An 18,427-nucleotide genomic window follows, 5' to 3' on the forward strand; every position below is an offset into this window, starting at 1 on the left:
TGTAATAAAATAAAATAATTTTTTTTAAAGATAGATTCTTTGTTTAAATGATATGAATCGATTAAATAATTAATAAGAGTTTTGCTTATAAAGGATATTTACTTTGTAGTACTATGCGATTATTTTGATGTCCTTGAGAATGTTATGACTAATCCTCAAGCTTTTAAAGGGGCTTTAGCACAGGGATTCTTATGAGAATTTTGGATTTTTAGTCCAAATGGCAAAAGCTGTTGCGTAGTCACGGCAATGGCTAATTGAGAGGGAAAGTTCTGGAGAGTCAAAGAGTTCCGCGATTTTTGGCGAAACGTTGATGGAAGGTTTGCCTTTCTCATCGTTGTAGATTTCAATATCTAGCCATGAGATTCCTTGGCTGAAGCCCGTACCAAGAGCCTTGACGATAGCTTCTTTGGCTGCAAAACGGCCGGCAAAATGAATGGCAGGCTCTTTGCGTTTTAAGCAATAAGCCTGCTCTCTTGAAGTAAAAATGCGATCGAGAAAGCGTTGTTGATAGTGTTCTATGTTGCGCTTAACGCGGTCGATCTCGATAATGTCATTTCCTATTCCTAAAATCATTTAGAGAGCCAGGTAGTTTTTATGGCTACTTTCTAAATCTGATAAGGTATGAGCGAAATCCTGCTCGGTCAACAAGCTGCCTTCTTCGGATGCATTGCAAAAAATCATGCGTCCTGAAGAGGTGTGTTTAACAGATAACACGTGTCCTTTAATCGTTTCGCCAATAAATTCAGCACCGCCATTGACGACCACCATGGTTCCGTCTTCGAGATAGCCAACACCTTGACGTGCTTCTTTTCCGTAGCGTTGAATCTTGATGTTGATGACTTCTCCGGCCTGAGTGATGGGCTTTAATGCATTTGACAACATGTGAATGTTGATGATGCGAACCCCTTCGATGGAGGACTGCTGGATGCGGTTGATGTCTGATGTAATGATGTTGGTGTCTAAAAACCTAGCTAAGCGGATAAGCTTTGTCATAGGTTCTTTGATTTCAGGGAAATCAGTATCGACATAACGTAAGTCTAAAGCTGGAAGGCTTTCGAGTTTTTTGATGACTTCTAATGAACGGCGAGCCTTGGCTTTGACCGCTTCATCATTGCTTTCTGCCTGGGCGTACATATCTTTAATGGCAAAGCGCGGGATGATTAAGTGATGGTCTAAAAGGCCAGATGACGCCAAGTCGATGATGCGTGGATCCATTAAGACCGACACATCTACTAAAACGTCCTTCTTTTTATGGCCCATCGCCTTGAATTCAACAAATGGGATGCTTACGTGAAGCTCTTCCGCAGCTCTTGCTGTCATGACCATGCCAAGATAGGCGCAGAAAAGGTAAACAAAAAAGCGAATGGGTGTTAACGCTGCAGCAGACGATTCTATCCCTGTTACACCTGTTAAAATAAATAAAATGGCTTGAGCCATTAAATATCCGCAGAATAGCCCTAAAATAGCTGTATTGAAAGATCTCAAATTAAAGCGCTTAAAAACAAAGTCGGATCCAACCAACAGTCCTGCAAAAGCAATCCCGCCGAGCAGCCCCACAGCTGCATTGATGAGATTTAATCCGCCTTCGAGATTTTGGGTTGTAAAAGTAACGGAAAATAAAACGCATATAATGAGGAATAAAACTCGTATAAATGAGAGTGAAATACTCATGCCTTTAATCCTGTGTGCTAAATGGCTTAATAAACCAGTTATGGAGTAGTTAATACCGCTTGCTTTTGCTAGAGCATTTGCATCATGCATGCTTGATCTTGCAATGAGATTTATTTTGTTGGTTCGTCTGACAGTTATCGGTTAGTTGGCAGACAAACCAACAAAATAAATCATGTAGCAATCTAACAAATCTCTGACACGACAATTATACTAGGAATCCTATTAATTCAGTCGATTTAAGCAACGCTTGTTTGATCTTAACAAAATCTTCATTTTATGTACATAAATTTAAAAAACTTAATTCATTAGATTCATTTTAAGGTTTCGAAACTGGTATGTGATAGAGTTCGAAAGATAGGGGTTTGTCTCTCGAACGGGGAAATGCTTGGAAAATAACTTATTGAATCGATTACACTTTTTTCAACCCAAATATAGAGAGGTCGCATGTTTAAAGTCAGTCATACAACTTTAGTCGTTATATCGGGATTGATTTGGTTAGCCGTAGGCTGCTTACTTTTACCTTTAGGTCTAAATTTTATTGTTGAATCAATTTTAAAAGATAATTTAACAACAATGAGTCGCCCCCTTTTGGATCCGTTGATGTCATTAACAGGTGGGCCTGATCAGGCAGTTTTAGTTTTGATTGCTATAGCACTGTGGGTAGGATTTATCAAGGGAAGATTTGTTTTTGCAAAGACTGTACAATCGAGTGTCGATCGTATTCGTTCTCTTCCGAATCCGGCAAACATTAGTCAAATATACACTAAGAAATACTATATTCTCCTCGGGTCCATGATCCTTTTAGGCGTTCTCATGCGTTTTACGCCCATTGATGTAAGAGGAGCTGTTGATGTGATTATTGGCTCAGCGCTTATTCAGGGCGCCATGCTTTATTTTAGACGGGCTTTTTCAACCCGTTCTCAAAAAGCCTCTTAAGAAAAATCAAGACAGAGGTTGTCATTCTCTTAAAGAGCGGGAAAATGTTTTCCCGCTCTTTGGATCAATCAAAATTGTTCAGTGTTGTTTTATAATTAAAGATTGCGCTGCTATCGTTTTTTAAAAAAACAAAACGAACATTTAAGGCGGTTTCCGGGTGTTGCAGGATAAAGTCTTTCACGGCGTTTAAAGCAACTTCTGCTGCTTCATTTGCAGGGAATTCATAAATACCTGTGCTGATAGAGGGGAACGAAATGGTGCAAGAGGTTGGATGTTTCTTGATGGCGGCTGCTAGAGCATTCTCATAAGCCTTTCTCAGTAACTCTCTTCGCTCTTGATTTTCAGTAAGAATTCTACAATCTGGTCCGACCGCATGTACAATGCCTTTGATGCGAGGCGCTAACTGCCCAGCCGCTGTCAAAGCAACTTCACCGCAAGATAAGCGATCCTTTGACTGAAATTTTAATATACGACGACATTCCTCAAAAACCTCGGATCCTGCTGCATTGTAGATGGCGCCACAGACCCCGTTTCCAGCCATTAGATACGCATTGGCAGCATTGACGATAAGATCGGCCGATTCGCTGGTTAGGTCTCCTGTTACGAGTGCGATTTTTGAGCTGCCAATTGCTTTTTCGGTCATTGTGACATTTTCGGGAGTCTGAATCGGACTCGGACTCATCGGCTGCGTTTGAGTGATCTGGGCTGCTCGACTATCTCTTAGTTGATGAATTTCCAGCCGATGAATATACGCCTTGTAAAGTCCTTTAATGGGTAGAGCAATAACCGGTAAAATAAAACCGGATAGCAAAAACGAGCTGATCTTTAAAACGACCGCTACTAAAAAATCATCACTTTTTTTTGTCTCTGCTATATAACGCACAGTATGGGGCGGCAGACGTTGTTGATGGGCCTTCAAGACGATTTCTTGATTTCCTAAATAAACGTAGCGATCTGCAAAAACTCCCAGCTGAAATAAAAAAGATTTGTCCATGTTGAAGTCGCTTGAGGATGAACGATTGGAGTCCAAAAGGGCAATTCTCGATATAAACTATTTTGACTGTTGATCATAAAATAAGATAGTAAATTATTAAATCATTAATTATATCTAAAGTTTAAATAAATCGCTAGTTTATTTATATAAACAAGTGGTTTGAATTGAATGTCAATTGAGATAGCTAGGGTAAGCTAAGGGTTGCAAGTTGAAAAGGCTATTTATGATAATTTGAGCCTTTCTGAATTTCGGTTGCACGGTAGATTTGCTCGATGAGAACTAGGCGTGTAATTTGGTGGGTGAATGTGAGAGGAGAGAGGCTAATGAGTTGGGCGTTTTGTTTAAGCTCGAGTGGGAGCCCCTCTGCCCCTCCAATGACAATGGTTAGGCGCGATCCTCCCCTATCCCAGCTTTGTTCAATGAGGGTTGCAAATTGTTCACTGGACAAGAGACATCCTGTGGGATCTAAGCAGATGAGATAGGGCTCTTTTAGGGCCCAGTCCAGTAATTGGGAGGAGTCTTTAGCCCATTGGCAATCGACTTGCATGAGGGGCTTTAGCCGCTTTTGATATTCTCCAAATGCTTCATCCAGCCATTTTTCCTTAGTTTTCCCAACAGAGAGGATCTTGAGTTTAAGCATGGGTTAATACTGCTGTTGCTTGATCGCTTGTTGGATGCGCCGTTTGTCATCGCGCTCTTTGATGTCAGCACGTTTATCGACTGTTTTTTTACCTTTAGCGATGGCGATGCGGACTTTAATGCGTCCATGCTTGAGATAAAGAGCTAGAGGAATGAGAGTTAATCCCTTTTCTTGCGAAGCCACTTTAAAGCGTCTGATTTCTCGCTTGTGCATGAGTAATTTGCGATCGCGCTTTTCTTCGTGGTTATAGATATTGCCGAAGCGGTACGGGGCAATGTTGCATCCGATCAGCCAAAGTTCACTATCCAGGACTTTGACGTAAGCGTCTTGCAGAGTAGCGCCATGGTCACGGATAGATTTAATTTCTGTTCCTTGTAAAACGATTCCTGCCTCGAATGTTTCTAAAATTTCGTAATCGTGCGTGGCTCTTCGGTTTGAGACCAGGTCGGCGTGTTTTTCATTCATAGATTGTGGTGCTTTAAAGCTGATTAGAGTGTTGTATACCAATTGGTATCTATTCATATGTTTTCGATAGACCATGTTAAACGATAGGGGAGTAAGTGGCAAGGCGATCAATCGATTCTTTTGAAAATTAGCTCGGTTAGCAAGTTGGGTTCAAGGAGGCTTGCCGTAGAAGGGGAGGTTGAAAATTTTTTTATCGCCTTTAAAGTCATCCAGTAGTGCTGGATCAGTGGCTGTTAAAAAAACCTGCCCAAGTGTTTGAAGCTGAGCAAGTAAACGCTCCTTGCGGTTTGAGTCAAGGCTCATGCCCATGTCATCGATCATAAAAAGGGGGAATTCCTCGTCGCCGAGTTCTTTTAAGCGTTTCCATTCAGCGAAGTGGAGCGCATTGACACAGCTGCGCTGCTGTCCTTCGCTTGCAAAGTTGCGCACATCGCGGTCGCCGATGGCAATGATCAAGTCGTCTTTATGAGGACCCGTGAGGGTATGCCCAATGAGCATTTCCTTTGGTCGATTCTTCAGTAGTTGTTGCATATAGCGCCATTTTGTCTCCTCAACGCTTGCTTCCTTGCCAATACTCGAGCGATAGTCGAGGGTCAAATTTTCTTTTTCTCCCGTTAGCTCGAGATAGTAGAATTGGCTTTTTGTTTGCAAATCGTCGACTGTCAGCCGTCTTTGGGAGACAAGATAAGCGGCTGAATGAGCCATCTCTTGTTCCCAGCTTTCGATCGTTGCCTGCTGCTTGGCTTTCAAGAGGTGATTGCGCTGGCGTAAAGCCCTTGCATAGCGATTGAGATGATGGACGTATAAGGGGTCGATTTGGGCTATTTGGATGTCTAGAAATTGTCGGCGCTGCTGTGGAGCCCCTTTGACGAGTTGGGCGTCGTCGGGCGTAATAATCACACCTTGGATCAGTCCAAGCAGAGCCGATAGACTCGTTAGAGCCGTGCTATTGTAGATGACTTTCCGCTCATTTTCTCTTAATCCATAGCGCAGCGTTTGAGCGATTCCGTGTTTGAGGAAATGGGCTTCAAGAAAAAATGAGGAAAAGCCCTTTTGAATCAAATCGGAATCGGTAGAGGTGCGAAATGAGCGGCCGATCATTAGGCAATGAATGGCTTCTAAGAGCGTTGTCTTGCCTCTTGCATTCGGCCCGCATATGAAGTTGACGGAAGGACTGAACTCTAAATAAGCCTCTTCATAGTTGCGAAAATGGTGCAAGTAAAGAGAGCGGAGAGCCATGAAACCTTCTTTTAGTCTTCAGACAAACGCATCGGCATGATCACAAAAAGAGGGGAGGCCTGCAACGGAGTGGAGAGCTGGTCGCCATCTGTGATGATACCTGGGTTATAAGCATCGGTTAAGCCCATTGTCACAGTTTCACCTTTGCAATGGCGCAAAATGTCAATGAAGAAGCCGGGGTTGAAAGCAATTTCAAGCTTTGACCCTTGATAATTGGCAGGCATCGTAACATTCCCTTCTCCAATATCCATCGTGTTGGCCGTCAACTTGAGCTCGCCTTGTGAAAAAGTAAAGCGCACTGAGTGATTGTGGTCAGCCGTGAAAAGAGAGATTTGACGCAATAAGCTCGATAATTCTTCGCGGTGCAAGGATACAATAATATCAGAGCGCTCTGGTATGACGCGATTGACATCAGGATAGTCGCCAGCAAGAAGCTTGGTTAAAAGGCGTATCTGGTTGGCTTCTACGGCAATCTTATCGGACATTAAAGAAATTTTCACATCGCCTTCGTCGCTTAAATTCTTTAGAATTTCATCGACAGCCTTTAAAGGAATGATAGACTGGCCTGTAAAAGAAGAGCCGATGTCGATCGGACCATGTGAGCGTGCTAAGCGCTTCCCATCAGTTCCCACAAAAGTTGCCATTCCATTGGCAATCTGCATCAAGACGCCTGTTAAGACATAGCGATTGTCTTCTTTTGAAACAGCAAATGAGGTGCGGTAAAGCAAATCTTTTAGTTCAGATTGCTTCATGTGGAAGGTATGCGCTTGCGAGAGATCTGGAAGAGCCGGGTATTCGGTTTTGCTCATCCCATTCAACTTAAAGCGGGACGTCCCAGCCACGATGGTTGTGACTTCATTGCTATTGGTCGACACTTCGACGTTGACGGCGGTCAATTCACGGATTAATTGGGCCAAACGTTTAGCAGGCAAAGTGGTAGCGCCTTCTTCTAAAATTTTGGCTTCGGTATGGCAGCGGATACCGACAGTTAGGTCGGTTGCTGTTAAAATTAATTCGTCGTTATAAGCTTCCAACAAAAAATTCGATAAAATGGGAATCGTTGGCTTTTGAGATACGACGTTCAAAATTTTGCTGATGAGGTAGTTGAGTTCTTGGGTAGAGATAACAAATTTCATAGCCTCAATTCCTTTGCCTATAATCTATAATGGTGCTTGAAGATACGCGATCGAGTCCTCGCTGTCAAGGCAAAAAGCGCGTCAAAGCATTCCCGGGGGAGTGTGCCGCACCAGCTTTCTCTTAGACGCCTGTTAGTATTTATGCATGACTTTGGAAGATTTTTTTGAATCAACCATATTAAAATTAAAATAAGATTGAACCAAACTTTTGAATAGGCTTAACTTTTTCTTTTTTATGATTAAATGAATTTACATCTAGGCAAAGAAGGGGGGAAGCTTGATAAGAGGCTTTCCAAGAAGACCTGAGTCATGATTGGATTGATTGTGCTTTAAGACTCTAGTCTGGGATGGATTTGGTCTTTTCCGCTCGTTACAGACTTTTATCTTTAGTTGGCATGCATCGGTTCGTGCGAGAATTGTCATAGGGAGTTTTATGAATGATTTTTTATTGCCTTTATTGCCATCTCCAACATTTAGGAATGCCGAGCGCTGCCGCGAAATCGTTCAGACGATTTATGCCTCACCTGTATTGATTAGTGGAGTGGTTTTTTACGCGTCTCAAAAAATAGCTCAAAATGTTGTAAGTTCATCTTCAAGGTTTCAGTCTGTTTTTTTGCCTACCGCTTTCATTCAACGTGTTGCAGGAGACGAGGATGTTGTTTTTCGCAGGATTAGCTGGATAGCTCCATTATCGGGCATAGCCATTTCGACCTTTGTTTCTTATACTTTTTATGCACTTCTCACCTCCTCATTGATCAACGGAGCTATTTTAGGTTGTCATAGCACGGCAATGCAGCTGTTTTCACAAGCCTCTTGGAGAGATGATGCGCTGGGACTCATTACTTTGGAAGGAGCGATCAAAAGCCTCGTTTGGAGTCCAGATCGCTTTAGCCATTTGAGCCAAACGAGGCTTTTAATGATTGAATTCAAGTCGGATAGGCTGGCTTCGGTTGCTTTATTCGCATCGAGCATTGTGTTGACGATCCTCTTTAAGAATCCTATTTTAGCTAATGGTATTGCCTATCCCTTAGCTGCTATAACGAAGATTGCTACAATGTTCTTTATCGATGTCTTAAAAATTCGTTAGACTATGGGTGTTATTTCAAGTACTTTTTAAACCAATCTTGGGCGTTTTGAGCCACTTGTTCTAGAGAGCCGGGCTCTTCAAACAGATGGGTTGCGTGTGGAATGGATGCGAGCTTCTTGACGCAATGGAGCTTCTCATAAGCCTCTTGATTCAGTTTGATGACGCCAAAATCGCTTCCTCCAACTATTAATAGTGTAGGTGCAACAACTCTTTCTAATACCGTCATGGCTAAGTCTGGACGTCCGCCTCGCGAAACGACGGCTTTAATATTGTCTCCTAATGCGGCAGCTACTTGGAGTGCAGCAGCAGCTCCTGTACTGGATCCAAAAAGCCCAATGGGAAGTTCTTTGGTTTCACTCTGCTGTTGCAGCCAATCAATCACTCTTACTAGGCGATCGGTTAATAAGTTAATGTCAAAGCGTGTTTGATAGATCTCATCTTCTTGAGGGGAGAGTAGGTCGATTAACAAAGTGGCAAGATGGCCTTCATTTAAACTATCGGCTACATAGTTATTGCGAGGTGATAAGCGGCTGCTTCCGCTCCCGTGGGCAAAAAGGACGAGCCCTTGTGCTTTTGGCGGTAATTTTAGCATTCCTTCCAAAGTCACTTTTTCTTGCTTGATGTGAATCAATTTTTCCATTTTTCCCTCATGGTGAATAAATACTCAAGGCCTCAAGTAGGAGTGGAGCCGCAGAAAGGACTTGAATGCGGGGGTCATTTTGCAGCTTTGAACTCAAAGGGACAGAATCGGTGCAATAGATTTTTGTTACGCCGATGTCAAATAGCTCTTTCCACTTTTCACCTGTAAAGAGCCCATGTGTGATCATTACAACCATTTCTTGGGCTCCTTTCTCGACTAGTTTTTCACAGCAGGAAATAAGCGTTTGCCCCGTATCGAGAATGTCATCGACGATGAGGGCTTGCTTTTTTACGCCAAATCGCAAGTCGTAGTGAAAGATATTTTTTTGATCGCGCATTTTTTCGATCCAAATGAGGTTTTCTTTTTTTTCGAGCTCTTGAGCAAGATCCTCACAGCGTGCAATCGCCCCCTTGTCCGGAGCGACGATGGTCGCTTCGGTCAAAGCCAGCCGTCGGATTTCTTCAGCAAATAGTTTAGCCGGGGAGATAGAATGAATGGGAATGGGAAAAAGGTCTTTCTTTTTAGGATTGTGAAGATCGAGCGTTAGGATTGAATCTAAGCCTGCCGCCTTAAGAAGAGCGCCTACTAAGGCTGTCATCTGGCTTTTTTGAGGCTCATCTTTTTCATGGCGCGAGTAAGCAAGATAAGGAATGCAGGCAGATACCTGCTTGGCTTTGTCTTTTTTTAAAGTATGGCAAAGCATGAGGAAGGTGACCAAATGAATTTCAGGGGGTGTGAGCGATCCGAGAATGACGCAATTTCGATTGGCTACGGATGTTGAAAGAGCCAAGCAAAGTTCTTGATTGGGAAAATGATCGAGCAAGAACGTTCGACATTCCAAAGAGGAGTGGCAAGCGAGCTCTTGTGCTAAGGCTTCATGAGGGTAGCTAGTAAAAAGTAGGCTCGGTTTTATCTGCTCCACTCTGTCCCTTCAGGCTTATATTTCTTAGCTTCTTTGATGCAAAGGTCTAAAATGGCAATAACTTCGTCATCCTCCACCTGGTAGAACTCGTCATAGTAGGCTCCTACGGCCCCAAGGAAGCTCTCATCACTTGGCACATCGACGGCGATGAATTCGTCGACAACGTTTTTGATTATATCTGCTGTGCTCTTGGGAGCAATAGGTACGGCTACGATAATTTTTGAGGGACGGCGATCTCTTAATTCCTTAATTCCAGCTTGCATAGTTAGGCCGGTTGCAATTCCATCGTCTACAATTACTGCAATTTTACCTTGCAGAGGAATGGGGCCTCTCTCCTTCAAATAGGCTTTTCTTTTTCTTTTGATTTCCTCGACCTGCTGCTTCTTTTCATTTTGGAACCATTTTTGATCGATAGACATGATTTCGCGAGGATTTCCAATCACATGGCCGCTTTCTGAAATCGCTGCAATGGCATATTCTGGCTGATAGGGGTGACCGATCTTGTGACAGAGAAGCAGGTCGATAGGTGCTGCTAAATAGTTGGCTAGCGGTTCAGCGACCACAATCCCGCCCCGTGGGATCGCATAAATCACCGTTTCTTGTCCTTGGTATTCAGTCAACAGTTTGCATAGCTGCTTTCCTGCATCGCGTCGATTTTTGAAAACCATGGGCAATCCTCAAACCCTAAGTGGTCTACCTTCATAGGCAGCAATTGGGTTTCAATTCGAGTAGGTTGAATCTTGTTTGATTTCTACTTCTTAGCAAAAGAGTGTTTTAGTGTCAAATCGAGGGGCAGCTGGGATTGATAAACTTAAAGGGTTTTGAGGGAAGGGGGAAGTGGCAATGGGGTGGGAGGGGTGAGCAGCGGTTTTGTCCGCTGCTCGAAAAAATCTAGTGAATAAATTGATGGCCAAAGGGGGTCACGCAAAAGCAGACTTGGTTGTTGTGCAGGCCTGTTGATACGATTCCGAGTTCAAATAGGCGCTCTGTGATCATGAGGCGAATGAAAGCAAGCTCTTCTGGCAGGTAGGTTGGGAGGAGATACTTCCACTTTTTCCCTTTATTTTTGAGGGAAATGGGCTCTCGGTCGCCTAAGGGAGCCGCAAAACCTTTTAAGAAATCGTCGAGATAAACCCATTCTTGGTGGTGCAAGCGCTTCAAATATTTTTCAATCAAGCGAAGGTTGCGGGGATTCCAGAGCGAGGCAGAAAACGGAGCCGCAGCAGGCGGTTCACTGAGCCAGTCTACGGCAAGAGCATTCACTTGCTCATAAATCGATTTTTTGAGCCATAAGACTCCCTTGTCTGTCGCGCTGAAACCGGAAGCGGCTTGCTGGATAAATCCAAATTGGATTAGCTTGGCAAGCAGAGAGTCGAACTCTTTTGTTGTCTGCAAGTAAAGAGGCGTAAGCGCTGTTCGCTGGATAGGCTTGCTTTGGCAGGCCGACAAGACGGAGGCCATTTCACTGATAAATCCAAACTCTTTTGAACAGGTAGATTGAATCTCTGCTTTATTAACAATGGCCTTTGGACGAGTGGTAGATTCAAAAAGCAAGTACTCATGCCATTCATAAAAAGGAGTAACGACCTCTTCCCAGTGATCGCCCATTCGCCTATAGGTTAAGCAGCAGACAAAGTGATATTCGAGCTGAAGAAGAGCCTCTTCGAAGCGCTCTCGTGAAAGGTTATATTTTTCTATCAAGGCAGAAGCTGTCAATTTAAAGCCTGGTGCTTGATAGACGTCTTGCATGATGTTAGTTAAAATGGGGTCGTCAAATTCAAGCTCCTCTAAGTGCTGGCGATAGATTTTTGGAGTCAGAAAAAACTTTTCTACAATCGAGGCAAAAATGTTATCCGAACTTCTTGGAATCGCATACCAAGCGGGAAGAATATGAATAGGCACTTTATTGAGCAGACTCTGTAAAAACTCTAAGTTGGGTTCAAAATCGTCGTCAAATTTTTCCAGCTGAATCTCGTAATACTTGCGCATTTCCTTATCTACAGTCAGGGTATGCTGCTCTCTTTTGAAGAGTTTGGTCGCACTCAATCGATCGAGGATTACAATTAATTCGTGTGCGGAAATGTCTAAGCTGTCAGCTAGCTGATCCACTGAAATTTTAAGAGAGCTATGGAGAATTTCTTGTAAAACGTCAACTTCGATGATGCTTAAATGAGAAAGCAATAAGCGATTTTCAATATCTCGACGATAAGGATAGTCTGTTAAAACAATTTTAGTTTTACGTACGATGGAAGACACATTCATTATTAAACCTACTAGCTACAATGTTTTACAGTATTCAGCTAGATACACGAGGTATCTTGTGAGTTTTGGCTCTAGTGTCCAAATTTTCAGGTGCTTAAAAGTTAACTTAAGTTCCTGTCGAGATCAGCGGCGGTCGAAAGGGAAAGGACGGTAATATAGCGTGTCACTGAATGATAGAAAATATTCGAACCTATTTTATTGACGTATGTGATTTTAATCAATTTTAAACAAAATGTATAATGTAAATAAAGATTTGTTACAAATAATTTGTTGTTTTTATACAGAGGTCATTATAATAAAAGGTGGATTAAGGATGGAAGTTTGCGAAAAGGAGCAGGCTATGCGTAGTCAACATAATAATCGAGACAACCAAGAGCCGCTATCGAAGCCATCTAAAGAGATAGAAGATGAGTCGATAGGGGAATTGGCTGCATTTGTTTTGGAAAGCCTAGAAGAAGGGTATAAATCTGACTGGGAGCCTTTTGAAATCTATGCTCAAAAACTTCGTTCGCACATTCATACTGATTCACAAGTTTTTCGCAAACAGTTCATTAAGGGTTATGAGTCTCTCATAGACGTGTTGCACGATCCTTCTAATCACGATCTGAATAAAGAATGATTTCCTATCTTGTTATCATCCAATAGCTTAAGTTTGGGGTGCCGAGCTGTGCTTGCTTGATCCAATCTTCGGCTTCTTCTTTAGAATCAAATAGCATCAATACTTTGGCGAGTCCATCGGCCGTCAAGCAATCATCGGCAATGAGGCTGGCGCTTGCAATGGATCCAGCTTTTACTTCCAATGGTTTGAGAGTTAAAGGGTTAAAAATGTGGCAATAGGTTGTTTCTTGTCCATCTTCTTTGAGGGTCCAGTATTGAAAGTAGTCGCCGCTTGTAGCGATAGCTTGATCTTTTAAGCTTACATAAGCTAGGGCATGGCGAGGATCGGAATCGCCTAGGCGGCTGATGTAGACATTCCAGGGGCGATGATGGGGGTGTAAGCCTGATGTGCGAATATCTCCGCCCCATTCGACGTAAAGGTTGTCAAATCCTGCTTGATTTAGGCGTTGGATGAGCAGGTCGACGCACCATCCCTTGGCAATTCCTCCAAGGTCTAATTGGGTGCGGCTGTCCTCTTTATAAAATGTTCCGTCTGCGAAGTGGATCTTATCCCATCCGATGCATGATTTAAGATTGGCAATCTCTTGTTCGCTTGGCATTTGATTCTGTTCTAGCCTGCTTTTCCAAAGTTTTTGCAAGGGCTCAACTGTTGGATCAAATCGGCCATGGCTTAAGTGCACTAGAGTATCGATTCGTTGGAAAAACTGGAAAAGACCGGGAGAAAGCGGCTTGATTTCTCCTGCTTTTAAACGATTTAGATGTGAAAGTTCAGAATTTGGATTCCATTTGTTGTAGACGGCATCGATTTCTTCAAAAGTTGTACGAATAAGCGCTCGAATCTGTTCTACTTGCAGCTCAGACAAGGAGTGGCCCACCAAAATTCGATAGCTGACGGTCATGACAGTCTCTTGAAAGGCTGTCACTTGTGGAGACGGTGCTTGCGTTTGGCAGCCAGCGCCGCTAAGAAGGATGAGGGCTAAAAAGAGCTTCTTTAGGCTGGAGCAAAAAATCTGCACGATGTACCTGAAAAGTTTGATGGCCGCTTAGTTTTTTGTGGGGAATCGTTGCCTGTAGCTAAGAAAGGTATTGTGCAAAAGCATGGCAATCGTCATGGGGCCAATTCCCCCAGGAACTGGCGTAATGAATGAGCATTTAGGGGCGACATGTTCAAAGTCGACGTCTCCCACTATTTGATAGCCGCTCTTTTTACTTGCATCGGCAACTTTATTAATTCCAACGTCAACGACGATGGCTCCTTCTTTAACCATGTCAGCTGTGATAAATTTGGGCTGTCCTATGGCGACGATTATGATGTCTGCCAATAGAGAAAGGCTTTTGAGATCCGTTGTGTGGCGGTGGGCGACCGTGACAGTTGCATTGCCTCCAGGAGTTGCTTGCATGAGTAAGGCTGCCATGGGTTTGCCAACAATATTGCTTCTTCCGATGATTAAGGCATGTTTGCCTGAAATGTCGATGGATGAACGCTCGAGGAGGGTTTTAATGCCCAAAGGTGTGCAGGGCAGGAAACCGTCTAATTCTCCAATTAACATTTTACCGACATTAAAAGGATGGAAGCCATCGACATCTTTTTCGGGACTGATATGATAGGTAATCCGATTAGGGTTAATGTGGGCGGGCAAAGGAAGCTGCACGAGGATTCCGTCGATTGCCGGGTCTTGATTTAAGCGCTCCACTTCTGCTAGGAGTTCAGATTCACTGAATGTGGCTGGAAGCTCGATTTTAAGAGAGCGCATTCCGACAGATTCACAGGCTTGGGTTTTTCGATTAACGTAAATTTGAGAAGCTGGGTGATCGCCGATAATGACAACTGCCAAACAAGGAGGGCGCGCCGATAGGTTTTGAACCGATTCTTTTATTTCCTGCTGGATCGTAGCGGCAATTTTTTTTCCATCAATGATCATGAGCGCTCCTCTTAGTAGAATGGAATGGGTCTTAAGTGTTTGTCAAACATCCTCTAAAAACCAAATACTTGTGTATGCGGTATTCAATCATAGCATGTGAGCTAATATCTACAAAGAATCTGCAAAGCTCCCTTTTGCATCAAATGCAAGATTTTGACAATGAACTTTTTGTGACCAGTTTGGGGAGAGCGCAGGCTTTTTTGGAAGATAAGATCAACTTTGAGAAAAGTTTTTTCAGGATTTGTTAAAATGTTCGGGGCCACTGGAGTGGGCTATATATAAATGTTTAAATGATTGAATCATTAATTAAGTTTAAATGGGCTGTAGTTTTGAGATTTTTTAGATTTTCGTGCATAAAAATCAAACTTCAGAGTAAATGGAATAATTTTCATAGGCAATTTAATGGAAAAACAAGAAAATGGAGAATGAGGAGAGGGTCTTACTTTTTAAGGTGTTAAGCATCCTCAAAAGTACAGGGTATTTGAAAAGCTAGCTTTACATGGCTTCAAAGCCAGCTTTTCAGATACCTTGAGAATTGATTGAACAAAATGAATTTCTAAAATGCAAAAGGATTTATATGAGACAGATACTTTCGTGTGTATGTTGTACAATTATGGCTTTGAATTGTTTTGCTGACGTAGCGACTGATGAAAAAACTGGGGTGGCAGTAGAGCCTTCTTTTTGTACAAAGGAAGAGCTCATGACCTATTTTCCGCAACCTTTAGTAAAAGCTATTTTATTGAAATCGAATGTTCAAGAGGAACAAGCAGCGGCAATAGCGGAAGATTTGGCTCAGAAAGGGCAGGAATTAGAGAAAGTTGTGGCTGAAAAAGCGGCTAAATTGGATCCCAATCCGTTCAAAGATTTAAGTCAGCGTGATGTGGCAATTAAAATTTATCGGGAAACATTATATGAGGTATTTGCTAAAGTCATGAAAAATCATGGAATTACGAGCGAAGACCAGATTCAAACGCTTCTTGATGAAATGCAACTGGCAAAGAGCAAATTATTCATCGATTGCATTCGTAGAGAGCAAAATTCCCCGAAAAAGGTCAATTCCCCACTGCCCCCTTCATCCTAACGACTTAGATCGTTTTTATTCTTTTCTGGCGTAGTTGCTCAAAGTAATCGAGCCGTTTTTTGAGCTCGCGTTCAAAACCTCTTTCAACTGGCAGATAAAACTGTTGGCGCTCAAGTTCAGATGGGAAGTAGTTTTGGCCAGAAAAAGCCTCTGGTTGGTCATGATCATACATGTAACCCCTTCCATATCCTAGTTTTTTCATTAGTTGTGTAGGAGCATTGAGAGTAATGGCAGGGGGATTCAAGTGTCCTGTTTGGGAGGCTACTTGCTTCGCTTCATTGTAGGCTTGGTAAATTGAGTTGCTCTTAGGAGACAAGGCAAGGTAAACGACAACCTCGGCAAGAGCGAGCTCCCCTTCTGGAGAGCCGAGCATTTGGTAGGCCTCTTTGGCTGCAATAGCTAATTGAAGCGCTTGCGGATCGCTTAGTCCAATGTCTTCGACGGCCATGCGTATTAAACGCCGTGCGAGAAACAAGGGCTCTTCACCCCCTTCAAGCATACGGGTAAACCAGTAAAGAGCAGCATCTGGATCCGATCCCCTAACCGACTTGTGCAGGGCAGAAATCAGGTTGTAGTGCTGATCTCCCGCTTTGTCAAATAAGGGCGATCTTTTTTGTAAAACTTCTTCTAATAGAGGAACATCGAGTTTTTCGTTCGATAAATGTCTCAAATTTTCCACTAAATTATAAAGGTAGCGTCCATCCCCTTGGGCCCAAGCAATGAGCAGATGGCGAGCCTCGGGTGTTAGAGGAAGAGGTGCAAAATGTTTTTCATATCGTTCGAGCAGCCGCTCAAGGCTGAAAGCATCTAAGGGATAAAGGGGTAAGACTCGCAGGCGCGATAGTAGGGCTCCATTCAAATAAAAAGAGGGATTTTCGGCTGTGGCACCGATTAAAATAACCGTACCGTTTTCGACGTAGGGCAAAAAAGCATCTTGCTGGGCCTTATTAAAGCGATGAATTTCGTCTACGAATAATAAGGTGCCTTTATGAAAAAGGGGTTCATCTTGCGCTTCTTTGACCGTTTTTTTTAAGTCTGCAATGCCGCTAAAAATGGCACTCATCGCTACAAAGCGCATATTGAAGGCTTTTGCATACAGGCGTGCGAGTGATGTTTTACCACAGCCCGGCGGTCCCCAAAGAATAATTGAAAGAGGCGTTTGAGCCTGAATCGTCTTGGTGATCAAACCATTTTCCCCAAGCAGATGATCTTGCCCAACGACATCTTCCAGGTTTTTTGGGCGCAACTCTTCAGCTAGAGGCTGCAATTTTTTCATGGTTCCGCCTTTCGTTGTAAAATAGTTTTAGAGCGCCTGGGAATAGAGGGACGAGATAAAAAGAGAGCTGGTAGAGAGAAGGCGATAAAGGCATACAGGCCATCGCAGAGCGGCATCAAAATCAGATCATTTTTTATCCAGGCCCATGTGGGAATGATTCCATAACCAAATAGATAGAGCAAGATAAGCTGAATGGTCGTCAATAGGATAGCAAAAATAGAAGTTAAAATAGGTAAAGTCGTCACGCTGTCCTCAAAAAAATGGTATTTATAACCATAGAGTAACTTGACAGCTAAAACGTAATTGAGCGCATAAAAGCCAAATCTCATCTGCGAAGAGAGGAGATCTATCACTAAACCACAAGCCATTGCCAGCCATAAACAGCTTATTTTATTTTGTTGGTAAACAGCTGAAATGAGGAAAGGGGCAAAAAATAAAAGGGGAAGATTTGGCAATAGGGATGGCAGAATCAATGCTAGGCTAAGAGTATATAAAAATAGAATAGATAAACGTGCCATAACTTTCTTTTAGCCAGTAACCAACTACTTGCCGGTTTTGAAATGTACAATCTTACCTCAAATGAAGCTCTTCGAACAACAATAGACTGCTTAAGAGCTGTTTTTTTGTCCTTTAAGGACAATGTGTCAGGCAGGGATTGCATTTCTTTGAAGAGGTTATTTAAGAGCCTATCATGAAAGATAGGCTCAATCCATGTCGAGCAAATAGTCGCCAAGGAGTTATCTGCCCCTAAAACACAGACTAGTAGGCTCCCTTGGAAAAAAGCATGGCGGGAATTGTCTTAGCTATAAGTTTTAGGTCTAGCAGGATGGAGTGATGATCGACGTAGTATTCGTCTAACTGCACACGCGTTTGATAGCAAGTAATATCGCTTCTGCCAGAAACCTGCCATGGGCCAGTCAACCCAGGCCTAATCGAGAGAATTTTATAGGCTTTGACGCCCAAGTACTTTTCGACTTCTGCTTTAACAACTGGACGGGGTCCCACAACGCTTAGGTCTCCTTTTAAGACATTCCAGAACTGGGGCAGCTCATCGAGCGATGTTTTGCGTAAGAAGGATCCAAAAGGGGTGATCCGGGGATCTTTCTTGAGTTTGTAACTCCTTTCCCATTCTTTACGCCATTCAGGGTTGGCATTTAAAATGTCTTTTAGGCGCTGATCGGCATCTTTGTACATGGTGCGAAACTTATAACAGAGAAAAGGTTTTCCGCCTCTGCCAATTCTTTCGTGGGAATAAACGATTTTCCCAGGGGAAGTCAGTAGGACGAAGAGGGCAATGAGTAAAAAGAATGGGGAGCCGAGGATGAGGCAAGTGAGGCTAAAAAAAATATCAAAAGCTCTTTTGAAAGGGACATGCTTAATTTTATAATCGAGGTGAGAGTGGAGAGGAATAATGGGGCGTTGAGGCAAATTGTCGATATCTTCCATATATTTTACTGTCGGTTGTTTTGTTTAATAAACTAAACCCTAGGTTTGTCTACTTTCCTTATAAACATTGCAGGAAAAAAAACCAATAGGAG

The 18,427-nt window shown here is 42.9% G+C and carries 20 protein-coding genes; 4 read left to right on the plus strand and 16 right to left on the minus strand.

Annotated elements, in window-relative coordinates:
- Positions 1-189: 189 nt before the first annotated feature.
- Positions 190-573 carry a holo-ACP synthase gene (gene acpS / locus PNK_RS04540; protein WP_032125406.1) on the minus strand — a complete coding sequence of 128 codons (384 nt, stop codon included), beginning with the start codon at positions 571-573 and terminating at the stop codon, positions 190-192.
- Positions 574-1,671, minus strand: coding sequence for a PIN/TRAM domain-containing protein (locus PNK_RS04545; RefSeq protein WP_032126011.1), 1,098 nt, complete (start codon positions 1,669-1,671; stop codon positions 574-576).
- 444 nt (positions 1,672-2,115) lie between these two features.
- On the opposite strand from PNK_RS04545, the gene PNK_RS04550 reads away from it, so the two are divergent.
- Positions 2,116-2,607 carry a hypothetical protein gene (locus tag PNK_RS04550; protein WP_032125407.1) on the plus strand — a complete coding sequence of 164 codons (492 nt, stop codon included), beginning with the start codon at positions 2,116-2,118 and terminating at the stop codon, positions 2,605-2,607.
- A gap of 64 nt (positions 2,608-2,671) precedes the next feature.
- Here the strand turns inward: PNK_RS04550 and PNK_RS04555 are convergent, their stop codons facing one another.
- From PNK_RS04555 to dnaN, 5 genes are all read right to left on the minus strand, one after another.
- Complete coding sequence (locus tag PNK_RS04555; protein WP_059060569.1) at positions 2,672-3,601, minus strand: macro domain-containing protein; 930 nt, start codon at positions 3,599-3,601, stop codon at positions 2,672-2,674.
- 217 nt (positions 3,602-3,818) lie between these two features.
- Positions 3,819-4,241: a 23S rRNA (pseudouridine(1915)-N(3))-methyltransferase RlmH gene (locus PNK_RS04560; protein ID WP_059060571.1), complete on the minus strand. Its 423-nt coding sequence runs from the start codon at positions 4,239-4,241 to the stop codon at positions 3,819-3,821.
- Positions 4,242-4,244: 3 nt separating this feature from the next.
- Positions 4,245-4,706: an SsrA-binding protein SmpB gene (smpB, locus tag PNK_RS04565; RefSeq protein ID WP_059060573.1), complete on the minus strand. Its 462-nt coding sequence runs from the start codon at positions 4,704-4,706 to the stop codon at positions 4,245-4,247.
- A 150-nt stretch (positions 4,707-4,856) separates the two neighbouring features.
- Positions 4,857-5,945, minus strand: coding sequence for a DNA replication/repair protein RecF (recF, locus tag PNK_RS04570; protein WP_059060575.1), 1,089 nt, complete (start codon positions 5,943-5,945; stop codon positions 4,857-4,859).
- 11 nt (positions 5,946-5,956) lie between these two features.
- Positions 5,957-7,081, minus strand: a complete 1,125-nt coding sequence (dnaN, locus tag PNK_RS04575) for a DNA polymerase III subunit beta (protein ID WP_059060577.1) — start codon at positions 7,079-7,081, stop codon at positions 5,957-5,959.
- A gap of 433 nt (positions 7,082-7,514) precedes the next feature.
- Between dnaN and PNK_RS04580 the strand changes: the two genes are divergently transcribed.
- Positions 7,515-8,168, plus strand: a complete 654-nt coding sequence (locus tag PNK_RS04580) for a hypothetical protein (protein WP_059060578.1) — start codon at positions 7,515-7,517, stop codon at positions 8,166-8,168.
- A 10-nt stretch (positions 8,169-8,178) separates the two neighbouring features.
- On the opposite strand, the gene PNK_RS04585 is transcribed toward PNK_RS04580, so the two are convergent.
- The 4 genes from PNK_RS04585 to PNK_RS04600 all read right to left on the minus strand — a co-directional run bounded on the left by PNK_RS04585 (position 8,179) and on the right by PNK_RS04600 (position 11,992).
- Entirely contained in the window at positions 8,179-8,808 is a 630-nt protein-coding gene (locus tag PNK_RS04585; protein WP_059060580.1) for a dienelactone hydrolase family protein, read from the minus strand.
- 7 nt (positions 8,809-8,815) lie between these two features.
- Entirely contained in the window at positions 8,816-9,730 is a 915-nt protein-coding gene (locus PNK_RS04590; RefSeq protein ID WP_059060582.1) for a ribose-phosphate diphosphokinase, read from the minus strand.
- Entirely contained in the window at positions 9,718-10,398 is a 681-nt protein-coding gene (locus tag PNK_RS04595; RefSeq protein ID WP_051981931.1) for a phosphoribosyltransferase, read from the minus strand. Before PNK_RS04595 ends, PNK_RS04590 begins: the two co-directional genes overlap by 13 nt.
- Before the next feature lie 223 nt (positions 10,399-10,621).
- A complete protein-coding gene (locus tag PNK_RS04600) occupies positions 10,622-11,992 on the minus strand; it encodes a MarR family transcriptional regulator (RefSeq protein WP_032125415.1) in 1,371 nt (456 codons plus the stop codon).
- Between the two features lie 340 nt (positions 11,993-12,332).
- On the opposite strand from PNK_RS04600, the gene PNK_RS04605 reads away from it, so the two are divergent.
- Positions 12,333-12,611: a hypothetical protein gene (locus tag PNK_RS04605; protein WP_158021701.1), complete on the plus strand. Its 279-nt coding sequence runs from the start codon at positions 12,333-12,335 to the stop codon at positions 12,609-12,611.
- 4 nt (positions 12,612-12,615) lie between these two features.
- Here the strand turns inward: PNK_RS04605 and PNK_RS04610 are convergent, their stop codons facing one another.
- Both PNK_RS04610 and folD read right to left on the minus strand, forming a co-directional pair.
- Positions 12,616-13,626, minus strand: a complete 1,011-nt coding sequence (locus PNK_RS04610; protein WP_059060584.1) for an FAD:protein FMN transferase — start codon at positions 13,624-13,626, stop codon at positions 12,616-12,618.
- 27 nt (positions 13,627-13,653) lie between these two features.
- Positions 13,654-14,532 carry a bifunctional methylenetetrahydrofolate dehydrogenase/methenyltetrahydrofolate cyclohydrolase FolD gene (gene folD / locus PNK_RS04615; protein WP_059060586.1) on the minus strand — a complete coding sequence of 293 codons (879 nt, stop codon included), beginning with the start codon at positions 14,530-14,532 and terminating at the stop codon, positions 13,654-13,656.
- Between the two features lie 577 nt (positions 14,533-15,109).
- On the opposite strand from folD, the gene PNK_RS04620 reads away from it, so the two are divergent.
- Positions 15,110-15,613 (plus strand): hypothetical protein, encoded by a 504-nt coding sequence (locus PNK_RS04620; protein WP_158021702.1) that lies wholly within the window; start codon positions 15,110-15,112, stop codon positions 15,611-15,613.
- A gap of 4 nt (positions 15,614-15,617) precedes the next feature.
- Here the strand turns inward: PNK_RS04620 and PNK_RS04625 are convergent, their stop codons facing one another.
- The 3 genes from PNK_RS04625 to PNK_RS04635 form a co-directional block, all read right to left on the minus strand.
- Positions 15,618-16,889: a replication-associated recombination protein A gene (locus tag PNK_RS04625; RefSeq protein ID WP_059060588.1), complete on the minus strand. Its 1,272-nt coding sequence runs from the start codon at positions 16,887-16,889 to the stop codon at positions 15,618-15,620.
- Entirely contained in the window at positions 16,886-17,407 is a 522-nt protein-coding gene (locus PNK_RS04630) for a hypothetical protein (RefSeq protein WP_059060590.1), read from the minus strand. The genes PNK_RS04625 and PNK_RS04630 overlap by 4 nt, the downstream gene beginning before the upstream one ends.
- A 241-nt stretch (positions 17,408-17,648) precedes the next feature.
- A complete protein-coding gene (locus tag PNK_RS04635) occupies positions 17,649-18,335 on the minus strand; it encodes a sugar transferase (RefSeq protein WP_051981935.1) in 687 nt (228 codons plus the stop codon).
- Between the last annotated feature and the right edge of the window lie 92 nt (positions 18,336-18,427).

Source organism: Candidatus Protochlamydia naegleriophila, assembly GCF_001499655.1.
Classification (GTDB): domain Bacteria; phylum Chlamydiota; class Chlamydiia; order Chlamydiales; family Parachlamydiaceae; genus Protochlamydia; species Protochlamydia naegleriophila.

Bases quoted from the DNA above. Each gene is read 5' to 3' on its own strand.
- acpS (WP_032125406.1), bottom strand. From the start codon at position 573: ATGATTTTAGGAATAGGAAATGACATTATCGAGATCGACCGCGTTAAG.
- PNK_RS04545 (WP_032126011.1), bottom strand. From the start codon at position 1,671: ATGAGTATTTCACTCTCATTTATACGAGTTTTATTCCTCATTATATGC.
- PNK_RS04550 (WP_032125407.1), top strand. From the start codon at position 2,116: ATGTTTAAAGTCAGTCATACAACTTTAGTCGTTATATCGGGATTGATT.
- PNK_RS04555 (WP_059060569.1), bottom strand. From the start codon at position 3,601: ATGGACAAATCTTTTTTATTTCAGCTGGGAGTTTTTGCAGATCGCTAC.
- PNK_RS04560 (WP_059060571.1), bottom strand. From the start codon at position 4,241: ATGCTTAAACTCAAGATCCTCTCTGTTGGGAAAACTAAGGAAAAATGG.
- smpB (WP_059060573.1), bottom strand. From the start codon at position 4,706: ATGAATGAAAAACACGCCGACCTGGTCTCAAACCGAAGAGCCACGCAC.
- recF (WP_059060575.1), bottom strand. From the start codon at position 5,945: ATGGCTCTCCGCTCTCTTTACTTGCACCATTTTCGCAACTATGAAGAG.
- dnaN (WP_059060577.1), bottom strand. From the start codon at position 7,081: ATGAAATTTGTTATCTCTACCCAAGAACTCAACTACCTCATCAGCAAA.
- PNK_RS04580 (WP_059060578.1), top strand. From the start codon at position 7,515: ATGAATGATTTTTTATTGCCTTTATTGCCATCTCCAACATTTAGGAAT.
- PNK_RS04585 (WP_059060580.1), bottom strand. From the start codon at position 8,808: ATGGAAAAATTGATTCACATCAAGCAAGAAAAAGTGACTTTGGAAGGA.
- PNK_RS04595 (WP_051981931.1), bottom strand. From the start codon at position 10,398: ATGGTTTTCAAAAATCGACGCGATGCAGGAAAGCAGCTATGCAAACTG.
- PNK_RS04600 (WP_032125415.1), bottom strand. From the start codon at position 11,992: ATGAATGTGTCTTCCATCGTACGTAAAACTAAAATTGTTTTAACAGAC.
- PNK_RS04605 (WP_158021701.1), top strand. From the start codon at position 12,333: ATGCGTAGTCAACATAATAATCGAGACAACCAAGAGCCGCTATCGAAG.
- folD (WP_059060586.1), bottom strand. From the start codon at position 14,532: ATGATCATTGATGGAAAAAAAATTGCCGCTACGATCCAGCAGGAAATA.
- PNK_RS04620 (WP_158021702.1), top strand. From the start codon at position 15,110: ATGAGACAGATACTTTCGTGTGTATGTTGTACAATTATGGCTTTGAAT.
- PNK_RS04625 (WP_059060588.1), bottom strand. From the start codon at position 16,889: ATGAAAAAATTGCAGCCTCTAGCTGAAGAGTTGCGCCCAAAAAACCTG.
- PNK_RS04630 (WP_059060590.1), bottom strand. From the start codon at position 17,407: ATGGCACGTTTATCTATTCTATTTTTATATACTCTTAGCCTAGCATTG.
- PNK_RS04635 (WP_051981935.1), bottom strand. From the start codon at position 18,335: ATGGAAGATATCGACAATTTGCCTCAACGCCCCATTATTCCTCTCCAC.